Source organism: Streptomyces sp. 8N616 (genome assembly GCF_052246385.1).
Lineage (GTDB): Bacteria > Actinomycetota > Actinomycetes > Streptomycetales > Streptomycetaceae > Streptomyces.
In genome coordinates this window covers 14,357-32,274 of record NZ_JBQQBY010000013.1, presented here as the reverse complement: position 1 = coordinate 32,274, position 17,918 = coordinate 14,357, and the positions used below count along the sequence as shown (strand labels likewise).

Below are 17,918 nucleotides of genomic sequence, written 5' to 3'. Positions count from 1 at the left end.
CAGGAAAGCGTCTCACCGCCGGTCAGCTCCGGCAGTCCTCCGCGCGCCGACGTCCTCGTCCGTGCTGTTCTCCGCCCCGAGTCACAGGGAGCCTTCATGGCGGTAGCCACGCCCACGTTCCAGGAGATCACCGAGGCTCAGATGATGCCGCGGCTGATCAAGCTGGGGCCGAACTTGTACGGAGCGGTCTTCACGCTGATGAAGCTGCTGCCCGCCCGCTATATCCTCCGCCGGGCGGCGGACCGCGGCGAGTTGGGCCGCGACACCGTGATCGTGGAGACCACCTCGGGCACCTTCGGCCTGGCCCTGGCGATGCAGGCCGCCCTCATGGAGCGGAAGCTGATCCTGGTCAGCGACCCGGCCATCGACGCCAACCTCCACCGCCGTCTGGAGGACCTCGGCGCGAGCGTGGAGATCTGCCCCGAGCCCGCGCCGGTAGGAGGCTTCCAGGAGGCCCGGCTGCGCCGGCTCGCCGAGGTCAGGGCGGAGCACCCCGGCAGCCTGTGCCCCGAGCAGTACAGCAACCCGGACAACCCGCGCTCCTACGGGGTGGTGGCGGAGCAACTCGCCCAGTCGTTGGGGCAGGTCGACTGCGTGGTGGGGCCCGTCGGCTCCGGGGGTTCGATGTGCGGCACGATCACGGGGCTGCGCGAGCACACCCCGCACACCCGGGCCATCGGCGTCGACACCCATCGCAGCGTGCTGTTCGGCCACCCCGACGGCCCGCGGTCGCTGCGGGGCCTCGGCAACAGCCTGTGGCCCGCCAATCTGGACCACACCGTCTTCGACGACGTGCACTGGTGCACAGCCGCCGAGGCCTACGCCGCCACCCGCCGGCTGCACGCCCAGCACGCCCTCTTCCAGGGGCCGACCAGCGGGGCCGCCTACCTCGCGGCCCGTTGGTACGCACAACACCACCCCGACGAACTGTGTGTGGTGATCCTCCCCGACGAGGGCTACCGCTACCAGGCCACCGTGTATTCGGACGCCTGGCTCGCCGACAACGGATACGCGACGGCCCAGCCCGAAGAGCCCGTCCGGATCACAGCCGTCGACCAGGCCGGCGATCGGTGGTGCCATCTGGACTGGGGCCGCCGCGCCTACGACGAGGTCTCCGGTGTCGTGGGCAGGTCCTCCGTCACGGAGCCCGCGAAGGCCCTGTCATGAATGCCACCGGCCGGCTCACCACGACCCTGGGGAGCCGTACCCAGCGCGTGGTCTACGGTGAGCCCGGCCCGGCCGGCATCCGCCACGAGCTCGGGCTGACGACCACCGTCGACCTGGCGCATGTGGTCATGCTGGCCGAGTGCGACCTGCTGCCCGTGCCGGCGGCCGCGGCGCTCCTGGACCGCATCACGCGTCTGCGGGCCGGCGGCTTCCGGGAGTTGTACGAGCTTCCCGCCCCCCGGGGCCTCTACATGATGTACGAGAGCCATCTCGTGGCCGAGCTCGGCGCCGGGGTCGGCGGCAAGCTGCACACCGGCAGGTCGCGCAACGACATCAAGGCGACCACGAGCGCCCTGCGGCTGCGCGCCGATCTCACGGAGTTGCTGAGTGAGACGTTGCGGATGCAGGCCGTGCTGCTCTCCCGCGCGCGGGCGCACCGGCAGACGCTCATGCCGGTCTACACCCACTTCCAGCCCGCCATGCCCGTCACCTACGGCTACTACCTGGCCGGGATCGCCGTGGCGCTCGGCCGGGACATCGACGCACTGCGGCTCGCCCTCGGCGCGCTGGACCGCTGCCCGCTGGGCGCGGGCGCGGTGGCCGGCACCGACCTGCCGATCCAGCCCGCTCGTACGGCCGAGCTCCTCGGCTTCGCCGGACCGCCGCTGCATGCCATGGACGCGGTGGCCAGCCGGGACACGGCGCTGCGGGCGCTTGCCGCAGCCAGCGGCGTCGGCCTGACGCTGAGCCGCATCGCCACCGATCTCCAGCTGTGGAGTACCCAGGAGTTCGGCTTCGTCGAGTTTCCCGAGCGCTTGGTGGGCGGGAGCTCGGCCATGCCGCAGAAGCGCAACGCCTTCCTTCTCGAACACGTCAAGGCCAAGGCCGGCGCCGCGATCGGCGCCTGGACCGGAGCAGCGGCGGCCATGAAGTCAACTCCCTTCACCAACTCCATCGAAGTGGGCACCGAGGCGGTGGCCGGCGTGTGGGGCGCGCTGGAGGCGGTGCGTGAATCGGTGCTGCTGGCTCAGGTGCTCGTCAGCGGCGCGCGCCCGGTGCCGAACCGGATGGCCGAGCGTGCCGAGGAGGGCTTCGTGACCGCGACCGTGATCGCCAACAGGCTGGTGCGGCAGGGGGTTCCGTTCCGTACGGCCCATCACCTCGTGGGCGCCGCCGTGCGTGAGGCCGTGGAGTCGGGAGCCACGGAGCTGAAGATCGACGGTGCGGCTGTCGACGCGGGTGCGGCGCTGCCGTCTTTGGACGAGGCGGTCACCGAGCACCGATTCGGCGGCGGCCCCGGAGCGTTCGACACCGCCTTCGACGCCATGCGCGAGCAGCTCGCTGCCCACAGTGGCTGGCTGCGGCGGTACCGGGCTCGCGTGGCGTCGGCCCAGGGCGAGCTGGAGCAGGCAGTGGCCGCACTGATCGACAGGTCGGCTCCTACGAGCGGAGGCGGGTCGGCATGAGCGGCGCAAAGACCCGCTGGTTCGCGTTCGTGGAGAGCAACACCACCGGTACGGGGCGGCAGTTCTGCGCCGCGGCGCGCGCACGCGGAATGCGCCCGGTGCTGCTGGCCAAGGACCCGGACCGCTATCCGTACGCGGCCGAGGACGGTATCGCCACGGTGGCTCTGGACACCGGCGACATCGACGCCGTGCTCGCGGCCTGCGGGGAGCTGTCGGACGGCGCGGGCCTCGGGGGGATCACCTCCAGCTCGGAGTACTTCGTGGCGACCGCCGCGCGGGCCGCCCGGAAACTGGGCCTGCCCGCGCCGGACGGTGACGCGATCGCCCGCTGCCGCCACAAGAGCACCCAGCGGACGCTGCTGGCGGGAGCCGGTGTGCCCGTGCCGGCCTTCCGCGCCGTCGAGGAGGCGGCCGGGGCGGTGCACGCGGCCGAGGAGCTCGGGTATCCAGTGGTGGTGAAACCGGTCAGCGGCTCCGGGTCGGTCGGAGTCAGACTGTGCCGCGACCCGGGCGAGGTACGGCAGTGGGTGGACGGGCTGCTGTCCAGGACCGGGGACGAGCGGGGCGCGCCCGTCGCGCGGCAGATCCTGGTCGAAGCGGCCGCCCGCGGGCCGGAGTTCTCCGTGGAGACCTTCGACAGCGGTGTGGTGGCCGTGGTCGGCAAGCACACCGGCTCCGAGCCGTTCTTCGTGGAGACCGGACACGACGTGCCCGCTCCGGTGCCCCCGGACCGGCGGGCCAGGCTCGGCGAGACGGCCGTAGCGGCGCTCGGGGCGCTCGGCCTCGGCTGGGGCGCCGCCCACACCGAACTGCGGTGGACGGCCCGGGGCCCGGTGGTCATCGAGGTCAATCCACGGCTCGCCGGGGGCATGATCCCCGCGGCGGTCCGGGCCGCGACCGGCATCGACCTCGTGGACGCGGTCATCGCGCGGGCGAGCGGCGGGGAGCCGGTGCCCGCCGGGCCGGGGGAAGGGCATGCCGCCATCCGCTTCCTCATGGCGTCCGGCACCGGCCGGGTCGCGTCCGTCGCAGGCGTGGAAGAGGCGGCGGCCGCTCCTGGCGTCGTCCAGGCCCGGACTTCAGCGGCTCCCGGCTCGGCGGTACGGCTCACGCACTCCTTCCAGGACCGCCTGGGATACGCCCTGGCCGTCGGAGCCGATACCGGGGAAGCCGGACGGCGCGCGGAATCCGCCGTGCGCCTCATCAGGATCGAACTGGCCGGGAACGGACCGGAGGAAGGGGACGGGGGACGATGACGGACCACAGCATGCACGGGGTGTTCACCAAGGTCCCGCGGTGGACAGAGCCGCTGACCAGCGATGAGGGCACCGGCGAGCACCGCACGCGGCTGCCCGGGGAGCTCGTACGGGATCTGGAGCGCACGGGCGTGCGGCTCGGCGCGCCGCTGCCCGCCCTGCTGATGGCCGGGCACGCCCGGGTGCTGGCGACCGTGTGCGCCGAACGCGAGCTGCTCATCGGCCGCGTGGTGCCGGGCGCGGACCGGCCGGTGCCGCTGTCCCTGACCGTGGACAACTCCACGTGGGCCGAACTGGTCGCGGGAACGAACGAGACCGGGTCCCCGGCGGCCGACGTCGGGCGGGCCGCCGAAGGGCAGGACGCCGACGGGCAGGGTACGGACGACGGTCCCGAGGTGGTCCTCGACCTGTCCGGCCTGCGTCAGGAAGCAGCGGTCGGCGCCGGCCCGGCCGCGGGGAACCCCCCGGCCCCGGCCCTGGCCCCGGCCCCGGCCCCGGAGCCCGGCGACCGAGCGCTTCTGCGGGTCGCCTACGCGCACCATGGCGACGAGCTGGAGCTGCGGATCTCCTTCGACCGCGGCACCGTGAACGACGCGTACGCGCGGCGGCTGGCCGGATACCACCTCACCGCTCTGCGACTGCTCACCGAGGACCCCGGGGCGCGGCATCACCGGCAGAGCCTGCTGTCCGACTCGGAGGTGGAGACGCAGCTGTACGGGCTCTCCGGCCGCCGCGTCGAGTTGCCGCCGTCCACCTTCGTCGAGCTCTTCGAGGAGCGGGTCCGCACCGCTCCCGACCGCGTGGCAGCCGTCCACGGCACGACCCGCTGGACCTACCAGGAGCTCAATGCGCGCGCCAACCGCATCGCGCACGCCCTCCTCGGCGCCGGCGTCCGCGCCGAGGACGTCGTGGCCGTCGTCATGGACCGCGGCCCGGACTGGATAGCCGCCGCGCTGGGCGTGTTCAAGGCGGGAGGTGTGTATCTGCCGGTGCGCCCCGACTTCCCGGCGGACAGGGTCGCCGCTCAACTGGAGCGCAGCCGCTGCGCCTTCCTGCTCTCCGAGCCGCCGAGTGACGAGCTCGTCCGCCGGGCCACGGCCGGCCTCGGCTCCGCGCCCCGTGTCCTGTCCGTGCCCGGCATCCACGCCTCCGGGGCCGGGGCGGAGAACCCCGGGGTCCCCGTCGAGCCCGCGCAGGCCGCGTACATCTACTTCACCTCCGGCTCCACCGGCGCCCCCAAGGGCGCGCTGTGCGAGCACGCGGGCATGCTCAACCACCTCTTCATGAAGATCGAGGACATGGGGATGGAGACGGGCGCCGACGAGGTCGTCACACAGACCGCCTCGCAGTGCTTCGACATCTCTCTCTGGCAGTTCGCCGCGCCGCTGCTGGTGGGCGGCAGCGTGCGCGTTGTGGACACCGACGTACTGCTGGACGTCGGGGACTTCATCGACGAGATCGTCACGGGCGGGGTCACCGTCGCGCAGGTCGTGCCGTCGTACCTGGAGGTCATGCTCACGCATCTGGAGCAGAACCCGCGTCCGCTGGGCGTCCTGCGCTCGCTGTCGGTGACCGGTGAGGCCCTCAAGATGGAGCTGGTCCAGCGCTGGTTCGCCGCCTACCCGCACATCCGCCTGGTCAACGCCTACGGCGCGACCGAGGTGTCGGACGACACCATGCACGAGGTGCTGGATGGGGTACCGGACCGTGACTTTGTGACGGTGGGACGCTCTCTGCGCAACGTCAACACCTATGTACTGGACGAGAGTCTGGCGCTTGTGCCGCTCGGCTCGCCGGGTGAGATCGCGTTCTCCGGCGTGTGCGTGGGCCGCGGGTACATCAACGACGAGGAGCGGACCCGGCAGGCTTTCGTTCCCGACCCGTTCCGGGCGGCCACCAGGATGTACCGGACCGGCGACTTCGGCCGCTGGCTCCCCGAGGGCCGCATCGAGTACCTGGGCAGGCGCGACGAACAGGTGAAGATCCGCGGCTTCCGGATCGAGATCGGCGAGATCGAGAACAAGCTGCTGACCATGGCAGGCGTACGCGCGGCGGCGGTCGTCATCGACGGCGGCGCGGGCGAGCTGCGCAACCTCGTCGCTTTCTACAGCAGTCCCCAGGACCTGCGGGCGGAACAGGTGCGGGACTTTCTGGCCGGGCTGCTGCCCGAGTACATGGTCCCCACCTATTTCCACCAGATGGAGCGGCTGCCGCTGACCGAGAACGGCAAGGTGGACAAGAAGGCGCTCACCCGGCTGGCCGGGACACTCGGCCATGGCGGAGCGGCCTACGCCGCACCGGTCACCGACACCGAGCAGCGTCTGGCGGTGCTCTGGTCCGAAGTGCTGGGCGTTCCTTTGGAACGGATAGGCCGGGACGACAACTTCTTCGAGCTGGGAGGGACGTCGCTCGCGGCCGTGCGCCTGCTGGTCAGCATGGACCGGGCACTGTCGCTGCGGCAGCTCACACAGAACCCGGTACTCGGGGCCCTCGCGGTGGTCCTCGACGAGAGGGGTGCGCGCGGCGGGCAGGCGTCCCCGGCCGACAGCCTGCTGCAGCCGCTGTCCGCCGTCACCAGGCCGCACCACACGCTGGTCTGCTTCCCGTACGCGGGCGGCAATGCGGTCAACTTCCGCTCCCTGGCAAAGGAACTGGAACGCGACGGGATAGCGGTGTACGGAGTGGAGCTGCCCGGCCACGACCTGGCAGGGGCCGAGGAGCCGCCGGCCGACGTGGCCGAGGTGGCCCGCCGGGTTCAGGCGGAGATCGCGGAACGGATCCGTACCCCGGTCCTGCTGTGGGGCCACTGCGCCGGCGCTGCGGCTGCCCTGGAGACGGCACGGTTGCTGGAGGAGGCGGGCAGGCAGCCCGAACGGGTCTTCATCGGCGCACTGCTGCTGGAGAGCGTCGCTGCGCTGCGCAGCGAGATGAGGGATGTGGAGGCCGTGGACAACAGGGGCCTCCTCGCCCGGCTGCGCGACGAGAGCGCGTATGTCGAGCTGGACGCCCTCAAACCGGAGCGCGCCGATGTGGTGGGCGCGGCCTACCGCCACGACGTGCTGACGGCCAACCGGCATCTGATCGGCGTACGCGAGAACGCGGCGCGGTACCGCATCGGTAGCGCGGTCGAGGTCGTCATCGCCCGCGACGACCCGACGACCGCCGGTTTCGCGGACCGCTACAGCGAGTGGAAGCACGTCTCCGACACCGTGGAGCTGCGCGAACTTCCCTACGGCGGTCACTACTTCATCAGCACGCGGCCGGGGGAGACCGCCGCCCTCGTACGGGCCGCGTGCGAGGGAGCGGCCCGGGCCCGGGACCAGGCGGGGCGACGCGGGGATGACGCATAGGACGAGGGGATGAGCACGGGGGTGACGAAGTGATGAGGGCCGGAATGACCGTGACGGAGGAACTCTCTCTCCACCGGGCACGGCGCCGGGCAGGAGCGACCGGGGTGAGCGCGGCCTTCGGCACGTTCGGCGAGCTGCTGCAGGGGGTGCTGCCCGAGGAGGACGGCGACTTCCTGGTGACGCTTCCTGTCGCCCGCTGGACGATGGCCAAGTTCCAGGCGGACCCGGGGACCCGCACCCTGGAGGTGTGGCCGCCACAGAAGAAGAAGGCCCTGCACCTCATGTCGATGATCATGGACGAGGTCCGGGAGCCGACCGGGGGCCTGCTGACTATCGACAGCATGCTGCCGGAGGGCAAGGGGCTGGCCTCTTCCTCGGCGGATCTGGTCGCCACGGCGCGTGCTGTCGGCAACGCCCTCGACGAGCGCATGCCACCACAGCGCATCGAGTCCTATCTCGCCAGGATCGAGCCCACCGACGGTGTGCTGTACCCGTCGATCGTCGCGTTCCACCACCGCAGCGTGCGTCTTCGCTCGAGGCTGGGATCGCTGCCGTCGATGGCCGTGGTGAGCGTCGACGAGGGCGGCGCGGTGGACACCGTCGACTTCAACCGCATCCCCAAGCCCTTCACCGCGGATGACAAGCGAGAGTACGCGCGGCTGCTGGAGCGGCTGACGGATGCCGTGGCGCGCCGGGACCTCGCCGCGGTGGGGGAGATCGCTACGCGGAGCGCGGTGATGAATCAAGTCCTGCGCCACAAACAGCTGCTGGAACCGATGATCGGCATTTGCGCGGATGTGGGAGGGCTCGGCGTGGTCGTCGGGCACAGCGGTACGACCCTCGGGATCCTCCTGGACACCTCGTTCCCGGCGTACGCAGGCCGGCTGGCCGACGCGGCGCAGGCGTGCGAGCAGCTGGCGGGAAACGTGACGATGTACCGGACCCTGAGCTTCGGCTAGCCGGTTCCGGCCACCCACCTGGACAGACAGGGAGAGGAGAACGCTCATGACGACACTGTCGGAACCCGTCATCGACGACCCGACGTTCGCCGCATCAAGCGTGGAGGACGCGGGCGCGCGGCGCGCTCTGCAGCAACTGGCGGCCGGTACCAGCGGGGCCGTCAGATGGCCCGGACTGCTGGCGGACGACCTCCCGGAATTGGTGGAGAGGGTGCACGCACCCTCGTTCGAACCGTATGACGAGGAGAGGCTCGATCCCCCGATCATGAAATTCGGGCCCGCCGTCTTCGACTACTACGTCAACGGCCGGCTGCACGAGGAGTACTGGGCGCGAGCCGAGCACGCCCGGAAGGCATGGCGGGCGAACTTCGGTGACGCGGACCCGACGAGAGCGGTCCTGGCGAGGCTCGATCGGGAGCTGGGAATTCCGATCCGGCCCGCCACCATCGACGGACGACCGCTGTACGTGGGGATCCTGCGGGAGTTCCCGACTGGGTCCAAAATCCATTTCGATGAGGTGGCACGGGAGTTCCCCGGTCGGCTGGACGAGGAGCCCATAGTCCAGCTCGCCTTCAACTGTCATATCACCGTGCCCGATTCCGGTGGGGAGCTCACGGTGTGGAAGCACCGGTGGGTGCCTGACGACGACGTGAGGAAGGACGGGTACGGCTGGGAGCCCGGCGTCGTCTCGCGCGTTCCGTCCGTGACGGTGCGGGCGGGCGGCGGCGAGGGGGTGTTCTTCGACTGCCGGAACTTCCATCAGGTCGCGAAGTCGTACGGGGCGCGCAGGATCACGCTGTCCTTCTTCATGGGTTTCACCCTGAGTGGGGCACTGCTCGTATGGTCGTGACCGGCTCTCGGCGCCGTGATCATGCGCTGTGACCAGGAAAGCGGCCGGGCCCCGCACACCGCGGGGCCCGGCCGCTCTCCGGTCACGGACCGGAATCATCAGCACGCCGTGGCGGGCACCGTGGGGTGGCAATCGTCGAGACGGACGGGATCGCCGAGTCCGACCACGATCTCGCGGTCGCCCTGGTAGGGCTCCCGGCTGTGCGCCATGCGGGTGTTGTCGACCACCATCAGGTCGCCGCGCTGCCACGGCTCCCGGAGCGTGTGCGCCTCGTACACCTCGTTGATCAAGTCGACAGTGGATTTGTCGAGCGGGGTGCCGTCCCCGTAGTACGTGTTGAAGGGCAGACCCTCGGGCCCGAATTCGAGGGTGAGAAACTCCCGCACGTCCGGGGCCATCGTCCACTCGTTCAGGAACGCGATCTGGTTGAACCAGCAGCGCTCGCCGGTGCGCGGGTGGTGAACGACCGCGGCACGCGACTGGCTCGTACGCAGTCCGCCCTCCGCGTCCCACTCGAAGGCGATCGCGTTCTGCTCGCAGTAGCGCTCGACGGCCGCGCGATTGCTGGTTCCGAACGCCTGGGACCAGGGCACACCGACGAGCGGGTTGTAGTTGCGTGTCAGGCGCCAGCCGGTCGACTCGAAGCGCTCAACGAGGCCCCCCGGGAGGTCCCGGAGCACGGCGCGTGTGTCGGCGATCGCGGTGATCCCGCCCCGTGTCGGCGGGGTGAGGCAGGCGAAGAGCATCAGGCCGGGGAAGTGCCTGGTGTAACTGAGCTCGTTGTGCATGCACATCGGCTGGTCCGGCGGCCACTGCGAAGAGGAGTGGATTCCTTCCCCGTGGCCCTCGTAGACCTCGCGCGGTGCGAAGCCCTCGTGCTCGGCCATGCCCCGGTCGACGACTCCGCGGATCGCCTCGGCCGCCGTGCCCCGAGCGGTCAGAGGCAGGCCGCGGATGAGCACGGCGCCGTGCTCGGCGACCTGTGCCCGTATCGCTTCCCGACGCTCTGCGATCCAGCCCACGGCCTCTGCCGCCGAGGCCGCTGCGGCCTCCATGAGCGCGATGGAACTGGCGGGACGTGTCGACATGCGTCTTCTCCAGACTCTCGGGGTGGTGTGCGGGCGGCCGGCCCACGAGTCCGGCGGCCGCGCATACGGATGCGTGGTTCAGCTGCCGGGGGAGGGACGCTGGAAGGCGCGTACGGCGCAGGTGGCGCCGACGGCGGCGACCAGCAGACTCGAGCCGAGCGCGGCCCACACCTGGCCGCCCACCGGCAGGTCCAGGGCGAGACTTCGGCTCGCCTCCATCGCGTACGTCAGCGGGTTCACCGTCGCGAGGATCTGCAGCCACTCGGGCAGCCGCTCCTTGGGCACGAACGCGCTGGAAGCGAACATCAGGGGAAAGGTCACGAGGAAGCCCATGTTCTGCATCGCTTCTGCGCTGCGCAGCCAGGCGCCGAGAGCCAGGAAGATCCAGGCCATGGCCCATACGACCACGCAGGTCAGCAGCAGGGCTGCGGTCAGTCCGAGCGCGCCGCCCGCGGGGTCGGCGCCGAAGAAGAGCACACCGCAGACCAGGAGGATCAGCAACTGGACGGTGACGCGGAGGAGGTCGGCGAGGCTGCGGGCGAACAGCAGCAGCGGGGCGTGGATCGGCAGCGTGCGCAGCCGTGCGACGGCACCGTTGTCCATGTCGTTCACCAGGCCGATACCGGAGGCTACGGACGGGCCGATGCCTGTGGTGACCAGGACGGCGGGCAGCAGATAGTCGATGTAGGCGATGTCGTGTGGCAAGTGGTCGCGGTCGACGATGCTGCCGAAGACCTGACTCAGGAGCAGCAGCATGAACACCGGCTGGAGCATGCTGAGCGCCGCCGCCTTGCGGTTGGTCAATTGGGCGCGTACGGAACGCCCGGTGAGGATGAGGAGTTGGGCGACCGGGGCGGCTCCGCGCCAGGAGATGTCCGCGGCGGCGGTACCGGCCGTCGGTGGTGAAGGACTGGTCATGGAGTTCCTTGGGAGTCGTAGGCCCGCTGGACGTGGGACAGCGCTTCGAGCAGGTCCGCAGACGACAGCCGCCGCCGCTGCCGAGAGGATGCCGGGGAGCCGAACGGCAGCGAGCCGGTGTCGGACCACTGCAGGCGCCCGGTGTCGTCGATGCAGCTTCTGGTGCGTCCCGCGTTGTCGGGGTGCAGGCAGAACGGGACGTCGAGGAGGCCTCGTTCGAACGCGATCTGCAGCGCGTGGCCGAGGTCGTCGTGCAGATTCAGCACCGCGTGCGTGAGCGCGCGCGCCTCGGCGTAGACCTCGGAGTCGGCCGCCCCGTTCTCGAGGGACTGCGACTCCGGCGATGCGGCCTCCCTGGATGCGGCGGCCGCGGTCTCCAGGGCCTCGACATTGTCGGCGATGGTGGGGATGCGGTGTGCCTCGGCGGCGGTCTTGACGATCAGCCGGGCGGCCCCGGACGTGACGGCCAGCCGTGCGGCCGCGGACAGCAGGCTCAGCGCTCCGCCGTGCGAGCGCGGATACACGCCCATGTAGGCGTAGAGGACGACGTGCCATTCCACGCCGGGCAGCAGTTCGGATGCCAGTCGGCGCAGCGCGGCTATGGCCTCACGGTCCTGCGCCGGGTGGATCTGCTGCGCATAGCTCAGGGAGACGCTGCGCAGCCCCTGCTGGGCGAAGAAGACGCCTTCCAGCACGCTGATCGCCACCAACAGGCTGGGCGGGCACAGCTGTCCCAGCATGCAGCCGCCGAAGCTCTCCAGGTGGGGCGCGGCTCCGGTGTCCTGGAGCCGGGCCAGCATGGCGCAGCTGGTGCGCCAGCTGCGTACGGCATCGCGCAAGCGGGTGCGGCTGTAGGGCAGGCAATAGGAGACCGGGCCTCCCTCGGACGCGTCCAGGCCCAGCGAGATCAGCGAGCGGAAGATGTGCTCCGGCCTGGCCGACCCGTGCCTGACCTGGACGGGGAAGGTGTCGTCCCGGATGCCTGCCAGGACGGACTGGGACGTCGCGCGGGGGTGTGTGCTGATCGGGTAGCCGTTGAGGGGGATGCCATCGGTCACGGCCCGGCGGGCGGCGTCCAGGTCGCGTACCCGCGTGTAGCTGTCCAGGGTCAGCGTGCCCAGGGTGGTCGCGTCGGCCGCCTTGGTGGCGGCCAGCCCCTCACGCATCAGGTTCGGGTCGCTGAACCCCATCCTCGGTTGCACGACGAGTGCCCCGCGCCGGTGAGCACGCGCCACGAAGTCCCCCAAGGAGACCCGGGTCACGACACCGCTCGGGCGCCGAGTCCGGAGACCAGGGCGCGGAAGCGGCCCAACTCCCCGTTCTCGAAGACCGCGTCGTACCCCTCGGACGTCAACTGCCGTGCACAGCCGACGTTGCGCAGGCCGTCGGTGCTCAGCTTGCCGCCGATGACGACCTTGGTGCGGGCCAGCTCGGGCCGGGCGCGGAGCGCCTTGATCAGGTGCAGTCCGTCGTTGAATCCGTGGCCGTTGACACTGCTGACGACGACGAGACCGGGACGGCGGTCGAGGCACTCGCGCACCACCAGCTCATCGGGGCTGCAGGGCCCGAGGTTGGTCACCGTGTGGCCCATTTCCTCGAGCATCAATTGCAGGAAAACGAGATTCCAGGTGTGTGCATCCGAGGAGGTCCCCGTCACCAGAACGGAGAGATCTCCTGATGCGTGCGTGGAATTCATGAGCCTGACCCATCGTCGAGAAGCGGTCACCGGTGGGTACGCCTTTTCTCGACGCCGGGACCGCCCGGTGGTGGGAAGTTGCAAGGGAATTGGCGTCACCTCGACTTTACTGCGCGGATACGACCGCGACGCCGGTCACGGGTGGCCGGAACTGGTCTGTTCTGCCATCGGCCGGGCGCCGTTCCGGGTGATTCCGGCCCCTTGTGACGGGGAGTCGGCCTGTCGGGTGCAGTTTGCTGCCAGGGGCCTTCCGGATATCCGACGCCGACTGTAGAAAGTCACGGCGGCGCCGAGTCGAGGTGCCGCAAAGTATTGGTGGCGATAATTCGTGGACACGAAGGGCAGGGCTTCGAATATGGCGGCACTGGTCACCGCTCCCAGCGTCACGGCGAGGCTCAGACAGCATGCCGAACAGCTGGCAGATCAAGGTGCCGCGGCCTTTGTGACCGACCCGGACCAGGAAGACGGTGTGCGCTGGCTGACGTATGCCGGGCTCGACGAGCGGGCCCGGAGCATAGCCGTGTGGCTGCGTCGGCGGATCGCCCCGGGTGACCGCGTCCTGCTGCTGTATCCGGCCGGACTCGAATTCGTCGCCGCGTTCTTCGGCTGCCTCTACGCCGGGGCCGTAGCCGTCCCCTCGTCCCTGCCCGGGCGCTACCGCCATGAGCGGCACCGGGTCAGGCGCATCGCCGACGACGCCGGGGTGTCGGCGATCCTCACCGACACCGCCACGCTCGCCGATGTCGAGGACTGGGCCGCCGAGGGGGAGCTGCGCCGCACGCCCCGGCTGGCGACCGACGCCCTGGGCAGCGGCGGAGCGGACGGCTGGACGATGGCGCCGGCCGACCACTCCACGCTGGCTGTTCTCCAGTACACCTCCGGGTCGACGGGCGACCCGAAGGGCGTCATGATCACCCATGGCAACCTGCTGTTCAACGGCCAGAACATGGCCCAGGCCTTCCGCCTCGACTCCGGTACCCCCTGCGGTGGCTGGGCCCCGCACTTCCATGACATGGGCCTGATGGGGCACATCATCCCCCCGCTGCTCCTCGGTTCCGCCACCGTCCTGATGAACCCGGTCACCTTCCTCAAGCGGCCGCACCTGTGGCTGCGGATGATCGACCGGTTCGGCATCGTCTTCTCCGCGGCCCCCGACTTCGCGTACGACCTGTGCAGCCGGCGCGTCACGGACACGCAGATCGAACAGCTCGACCTGTCCCGCTGGTTGCAAGCCGCCGACGGCGCCGAGCCCGTGCGTTCCCACGTCCTGGAGCGCTTCGCCAAGCGCTTCGCCCCTGCCGGGCTGCGCGGCGACGCGCTTGTCCCCGCTTACGGAATGGCGGAGACCACCCTCATCATCTCCGCGTCGGCGACCCTGCCGCCGCTGGTGCGGCGGGTGGACGCGGCGGCACTCGAGCGGAACGAGTTCCGGCCGGCACCAGAAGGCGTGCCCGGCCGGGAGGTGGTCAGCTGCGGCACGCCGCAGGGCGCGGTGGTCCGCATCGTCGACCCCCGCACGCGCGAGGTGCTGCCCGAGGGCCGGGTGGGCGAGATATGGGTTCGGGGCAGGGCGGTCGGGCAGGGCTACTGGCGGCGCGAGGAGACCAACGCCGCCGAGTTCCGGGCGGCCACGGCCGATGGTGACAGCGGGTATCTGCGCACCGGCGACCTCGGGGTCCTGTACGAAGGCGACCTCTACGTCACCGGGCGGATCAAGGACACCCTGATTCTGCGCGGCCGCAACCTCTATCCACAGGACATCGAGCACGAACTGCGCGCTCAGCACCCCGTGCTGGGGAATCTCGTCGGGGCGTGTTTCACCGTGCCCGCCGAAGGCGCGGAGGACGGCCAGGAGGTGCTCGTCGTCACGCAGGAGGTCCGCGGCCTGAAGGACCCGGACCGCCTGCGGGAGCTGACCGCGGACCTGCGGCTGACCGTGGCCCGCGAATTCGGCGCGCCCGTCGGTGCGGTGCTGCTGCTGCGCCCCGGCGGCGTGCAGCGCACCACCAGCGGGAAGGTGCAGCGCTCGGCCATGCGGGAGTTGTTCCGCGGGGGCGAGCTGAAGCCGGTCTTCGCGGAGTACGAGGAGCGGATGCTGCGGGACCCCGCCGCGGTTGCGGAGGACCACGCATGACGGCCGGCTTCCCCCGCATAGACCGGGAGGGCGAGGAGCGGCCCGTCGCAGGGCTCACGGCCGTGCTGAACGAACTGTCCGGCCCCGACGAGCCGTTCTGCGCCCAGGAGGTGGAGCGGCTGGACCGTTCGGAGCTGTTCCCGGCCGCGGCCTGCCGCGTCCTGGACGACTTCGGCCTGCCCGGCTATTACGTACCGGCCGAGCACGGCGGGCGGTTCGACGATTTCGGTGTGCTGGCGGGGATGCTCCGCGCCGTCTCCCGTATCGACCTCACCACCGCGGTCGCCCACGGCAAGACCTACCTCGGAGCGGTTCCGACGTGGATCGCGGGAGAGCCGGACCGGGCGGCGTGGCTGGGCGAGCGCGTCGCACACGGCGCCGTCGTCTCATGTGCGCTCAGTGAACGCCATCACGGCAGCGACCTGTTGGCCGGTGAGGTCACGGCGGAGCGCGCAGGCGCGGATGAAGGCCCCGGCGGATGGCTGCTGACCGGCGAGAAGTGGCTGATCAACAACGTCACGCGGGCCGACCTGGTCACCGTGCTGGCCCGCACTGACCCGGCGGGCGGACCCCGCGGATTCAGCCTCTTCCTGGTCGACAAGGCGCAGTTGGACCCCGATAGCTTCACGTGCCTGCCCAAGGTCCCCACGTATGGCATCCGGGGCGCGGACATCAGCGGGATCGCCTTCCACGGCGCCTGTGTTCCGGCCGACGCGCTCATCGGCGGGGAGGGCCAGGGCGTCGAGATCATCCTCAAGGCCCTGCATCTGACGCGCACCGTGTGCGTGTCCATGTCGCTGGGGGCGGCCGACCACGCCCTGCGGCTCGCTGCCCAGCTCTGCGTACGCGCCGAAGACGAGGGCCGTCCGCTGCTGGAACAGCCCTACGCGCGCCGGGAGTTGGGGGAGGCGGTCGCGGGGCTGCTGCTGGCCGAGGCACTGAGCGTCGTGGCGGTGCGCGGCGTCCACGGGCTCACCCGTGAGATGAGCGTGATCTCCGCGGTCGCCAAGGCCCGTGTCCCGGCCCAGGTGGACGAGCTGATCACACGGCTGGCCCGGGCGTTCGGCCCGTACGGGCTGCTCGCCGAGCACCATGCCGACGGGGCATTCGCCAAGGTGGAGCGGGACCACCGCATCATCGGCATCTTCGACGGCAGCAGCCTGGTCAACCGCAATGCCCTGATCGACCAGTTCCCCCGGCTGACCCGCGCCTACCGCAAGGGCAGCTGGGACGCCGCGGGACTGGCCGAGGCGGCAACGGTCCACGAGCCCGTCAGCCCCCTGCGCCCGGCCGACCTGACCTTGGTGTCCAGCGGGGGTGCGTCCGTGGTCGCGAGCCTCCCCGAGACGGTCGCCGGGATCCGCGAGCTGGCCGCCCAGGGGCGGGCCTCGGCCGAACTCGCGGACTTGGCGGGCCGGTTGGCCGATGTCGCCGACGAGCTCCACGACGAGATGGCCGACATGACGGTGATGCCCCGTGCCGTGCCGCCCGCGGCCTTCGAGCTGGCGGAGCGCTTCGAGGTGTGCTTCGCGGCTGCTTCAGGACTCCATCTGTGGCTGCGTGGCGCGTCCCGTACACGCCCGGCCGACGACACCTGGCTGCGCGGCACCCTCGTCAAGGCCCTCACCGAGCTGGGCGCCGAGACAGGCCCGTCCGGATACGAGATCTACGGCCGTCTCGCGGACTCCCTGGCCGCATGCCCGTCCGACACACCGTTCTCGCTGCTGAACTACCTGGGAGCAGAGGCCTCATGACCGGACACGCCGTGCCCCGGCCCGGGGCGGCCACGCTGGAGCGGCTCCTCGGGGACCCGTACGACCCGGCCAACCCGTACGGATTCCACGCGATCCTCGCCGCGGACGAACGCGGCGAGTCCTTCCGCGCGGGGGGCGAACTCCTCGACACCTGCGGTCTCACAGCCGGGCAGCCGAGCTCTCAGGAGCTGCTGGAGGCGATGCGCGCGGTCTTCCGCAGAGCGCCGGCGCTGGCCCACGGCCGGGCTCCCGCGGGCCCGTACGCGGAGGCCGTGCGCGTCGGGGCGACCACCGGCGCCCTTGACTCGGGCCTGCGCATCACCCTGCGCCACCTCCTCGCGCGCCGCCTGTACGGCAGGGCCGCCATCGACATCCCGTATCTGCGAGCGGTCCTGGCCGGGGTCTTCGCGGACCTGCTGCTGTGCGACAGCCTGACCACGGCCGCTGCCCGGGGCATCGACGTGCTGCCGTCCCGGAGGGGTGCGCACCGGCACGCCGTACGGGACGTCGTGCCGCGCATGGTGCAGGACGCCATGGACCGGCTGTCGATCGTGCTCGGCTCCCGCTTCTACATCAGGGTGGGGGAGACCGCCGTCTTCCAGCTGCTGCTGCGGGAAAGCCAGTGGTGGCTCTTCGGCAGCGCCGCCCCGCTCGCCGGGCCGGAGCCCGGCTGCGTCGCCGAAGTCCTGTCGGCCCCGTACCTCGCGGAGCTGTGCGAACCGGCCTGGCTCGCCGCGGCACCGGGCCGACTGCGCCGGGAAGGCGGGCGGCAGGCACGCGCGCCGGAGTCCGTCGAGCGGCAGCTGTTCGACGAGCTGCTCGAGCGGTACGACAGCGGCCGCTCCTTCGGCCTCGCCGGCCACCGTGTCCCCGACCGTCCCTAGGGGTGTCCCCCCAGCCGCTCCCGTCCACCCCCCGCCTCGCTCACCAAGGAGACCCCGTATGTCCAACGCATCTGCCGGCAGGCACACGGCTGACACCCTGCGCCGCTGGCTGGCCGAATGCGTCGCCTCCCACCTGGGCCGGCCGGTCCAGGAGATCGCCACGGACGTGTCACTGGCCGACTACGGCCTCGACTCGGTGTATGTGCTCGCGATCGCCGCTGAGCTCGAGGACTACCTGGACATCTCCCTGGACCCGACGTTGATGTGGGACAACCCCACCATCGACGGCCTGAGCGAGGCCCTCGTCGAGGAGCTGGTCGGCCGAGGCTGACCGCTGCCGCCCGTGCGCCCCCGCGCTCCGCCGCCCAGCACCCCTTCGCCCTTCACCGCTTGGCT

At 71.1% G+C, this 17,918-nt stretch carries 14 protein-coding genes; 10 read left to right on the top strand and 4 right to left on the bottom strand.

The window, feature by feature from the left end:
- The first annotated feature begins 96 nt into the window (after positions 1–96).
- From ACTWQC_RS13800 to ACTWQC_RS13775, 6 genes are read left to right on the top strand one after another with little or no spacing between them, the layout of a single operon-like run.
- Positions 97–1,167 carry a cysteine synthase family protein gene (locus ACTWQC_RS13800; protein WP_443315944.1) on the top strand — a complete coding sequence of 357 codons (1,071 nt, stop codon included), beginning with the start codon at positions 97–99 and terminating at the stop codon, positions 1,165–1,167.
- A complete protein-coding gene (gene argH, locus ACTWQC_RS13795; protein WP_443315943.1) occupies positions 1,164–2,633 on the top strand; it encodes an argininosuccinate lyase in 1,470 nt (489 codons plus the stop codon). Before ACTWQC_RS13800 ends, argH begins: the two co-directional genes overlap by 4 nt.
- Positions 2,630–3,889 (top strand): ATP-grasp domain-containing protein, encoded by a 1,260-nt coding sequence (locus ACTWQC_RS13790; RefSeq protein WP_443315942.1) that lies wholly within the window; start codon positions 2,630–2,632, stop codon positions 3,887–3,889. The genes argH and ACTWQC_RS13790 overlap by 4 nt, the downstream gene beginning before the upstream one ends.
- Complete coding sequence (locus tag ACTWQC_RS13785) at positions 3,886–7,239, top strand: non-ribosomal peptide synthetase (RefSeq protein ID WP_443315941.1); 3,354 nt, start codon at positions 3,886–3,888, stop codon at positions 7,237–7,239. The genes ACTWQC_RS13790 and ACTWQC_RS13785 overlap by 4 nt, the downstream gene beginning before the upstream one ends.
- A 44-nt stretch (positions 7,240–7,283) precedes the next feature.
- Positions 7,284–8,198, top strand: a complete 915-nt coding sequence (locus tag ACTWQC_RS13780; protein WP_443315940.1) for a GHMP family kinase ATP-binding protein — start codon at positions 7,284–7,286, stop codon at positions 8,196–8,198.
- A gap of 46 nt (positions 8,199–8,244) precedes the next feature.
- Positions 8,245–9,048 (top strand): 2OG-Fe(II)-dependent halogenase WelO5 family protein, encoded by an 804-nt coding sequence (locus ACTWQC_RS13775; RefSeq protein ID WP_443315939.1) that lies wholly within the window; start codon positions 8,245–8,247, stop codon positions 9,046–9,048.
- 98 nt (positions 9,049–9,146) lie between these two features.
- Here ACTWQC_RS13775 and ACTWQC_RS13770 read toward each other — a convergent pair whose 3' ends face one another.
- The 4 genes from ACTWQC_RS13770 to ACTWQC_RS13755 form a co-directional block, all read right to left on the bottom strand.
- Entirely contained in the window at positions 9,147–10,136 is a 990-nt protein-coding gene (locus tag ACTWQC_RS13770; protein WP_443315938.1) for a TauD/TfdA family dioxygenase, read from the bottom strand.
- A gap of 78 nt (positions 10,137–10,214) precedes the next feature.
- Positions 10,215–11,054: an ABC transporter permease gene (locus ACTWQC_RS13765; protein ID WP_443315937.1), complete on the bottom strand. Its 840-nt coding sequence runs from the start codon at positions 11,052–11,054 to the stop codon at positions 10,215–10,217.
- Positions 11,051–12,289, bottom strand: a complete 1,239-nt coding sequence (locus tag ACTWQC_RS13760) for a methylaspartate mutase (RefSeq protein ID WP_443316070.1) — start codon at positions 12,287–12,289, stop codon at positions 11,051–11,053. Before ACTWQC_RS13760 ends, ACTWQC_RS13765 begins: the two co-directional genes overlap by 4 nt.
- Before the next feature lie 23 nt (positions 12,290–12,312).
- Positions 12,313–12,750: a cobalamin B12-binding domain-containing protein gene (locus ACTWQC_RS13755; RefSeq protein WP_443315936.1), complete on the bottom strand. Its 438-nt coding sequence runs from the start codon at positions 12,748–12,750 to the stop codon at positions 12,313–12,315.
- 355 nt (positions 12,751–13,105) lie between these two features.
- On the opposite strand from ACTWQC_RS13755, the gene ACTWQC_RS13750 reads away from it, so the two are divergent.
- Genes ACTWQC_RS13750 through ACTWQC_RS13735 form a run of 4 tightly spaced genes read left to right on the top strand, consistent with a single transcriptional unit; the run spans position 13,106 to position 17,853 of the window.
- Complete coding sequence (locus ACTWQC_RS13750; protein ID WP_443315935.1) at positions 13,106–14,884, top strand: fatty acyl-AMP ligase; 1,779 nt, start codon at positions 13,106–13,108, stop codon at positions 14,882–14,884.
- The gene (locus ACTWQC_RS13745) at positions 14,881–16,638 is read left to right on the top strand and encodes an acyl-CoA dehydrogenase family protein (protein ID WP_443315934.1); all 1,758 of its coding nucleotides are present in this window, start codon (positions 14,881–14,883) and stop codon (positions 16,636–16,638) included. Before ACTWQC_RS13750 ends, ACTWQC_RS13745 begins: the two co-directional genes overlap by 4 nt.
- Positions 16,635–17,522 (top strand): hypothetical protein, encoded by an 888-nt coding sequence (locus ACTWQC_RS13740; protein ID WP_443315933.1) that lies wholly within the window; start codon positions 16,635–16,637, stop codon positions 17,520–17,522. Before ACTWQC_RS13745 ends, ACTWQC_RS13740 begins: the two co-directional genes overlap by 4 nt.
- A gap of 58 nt (positions 17,523–17,580) precedes the next feature.
- Positions 17,581–17,853: an acyl carrier protein gene (locus tag ACTWQC_RS13735; protein WP_443315932.1), complete on the top strand. Its 273-nt coding sequence runs from the start codon at positions 17,581–17,583 to the stop codon at positions 17,851–17,853.
- Positions 17,854–17,918: the final 65 nt, after the last annotated feature.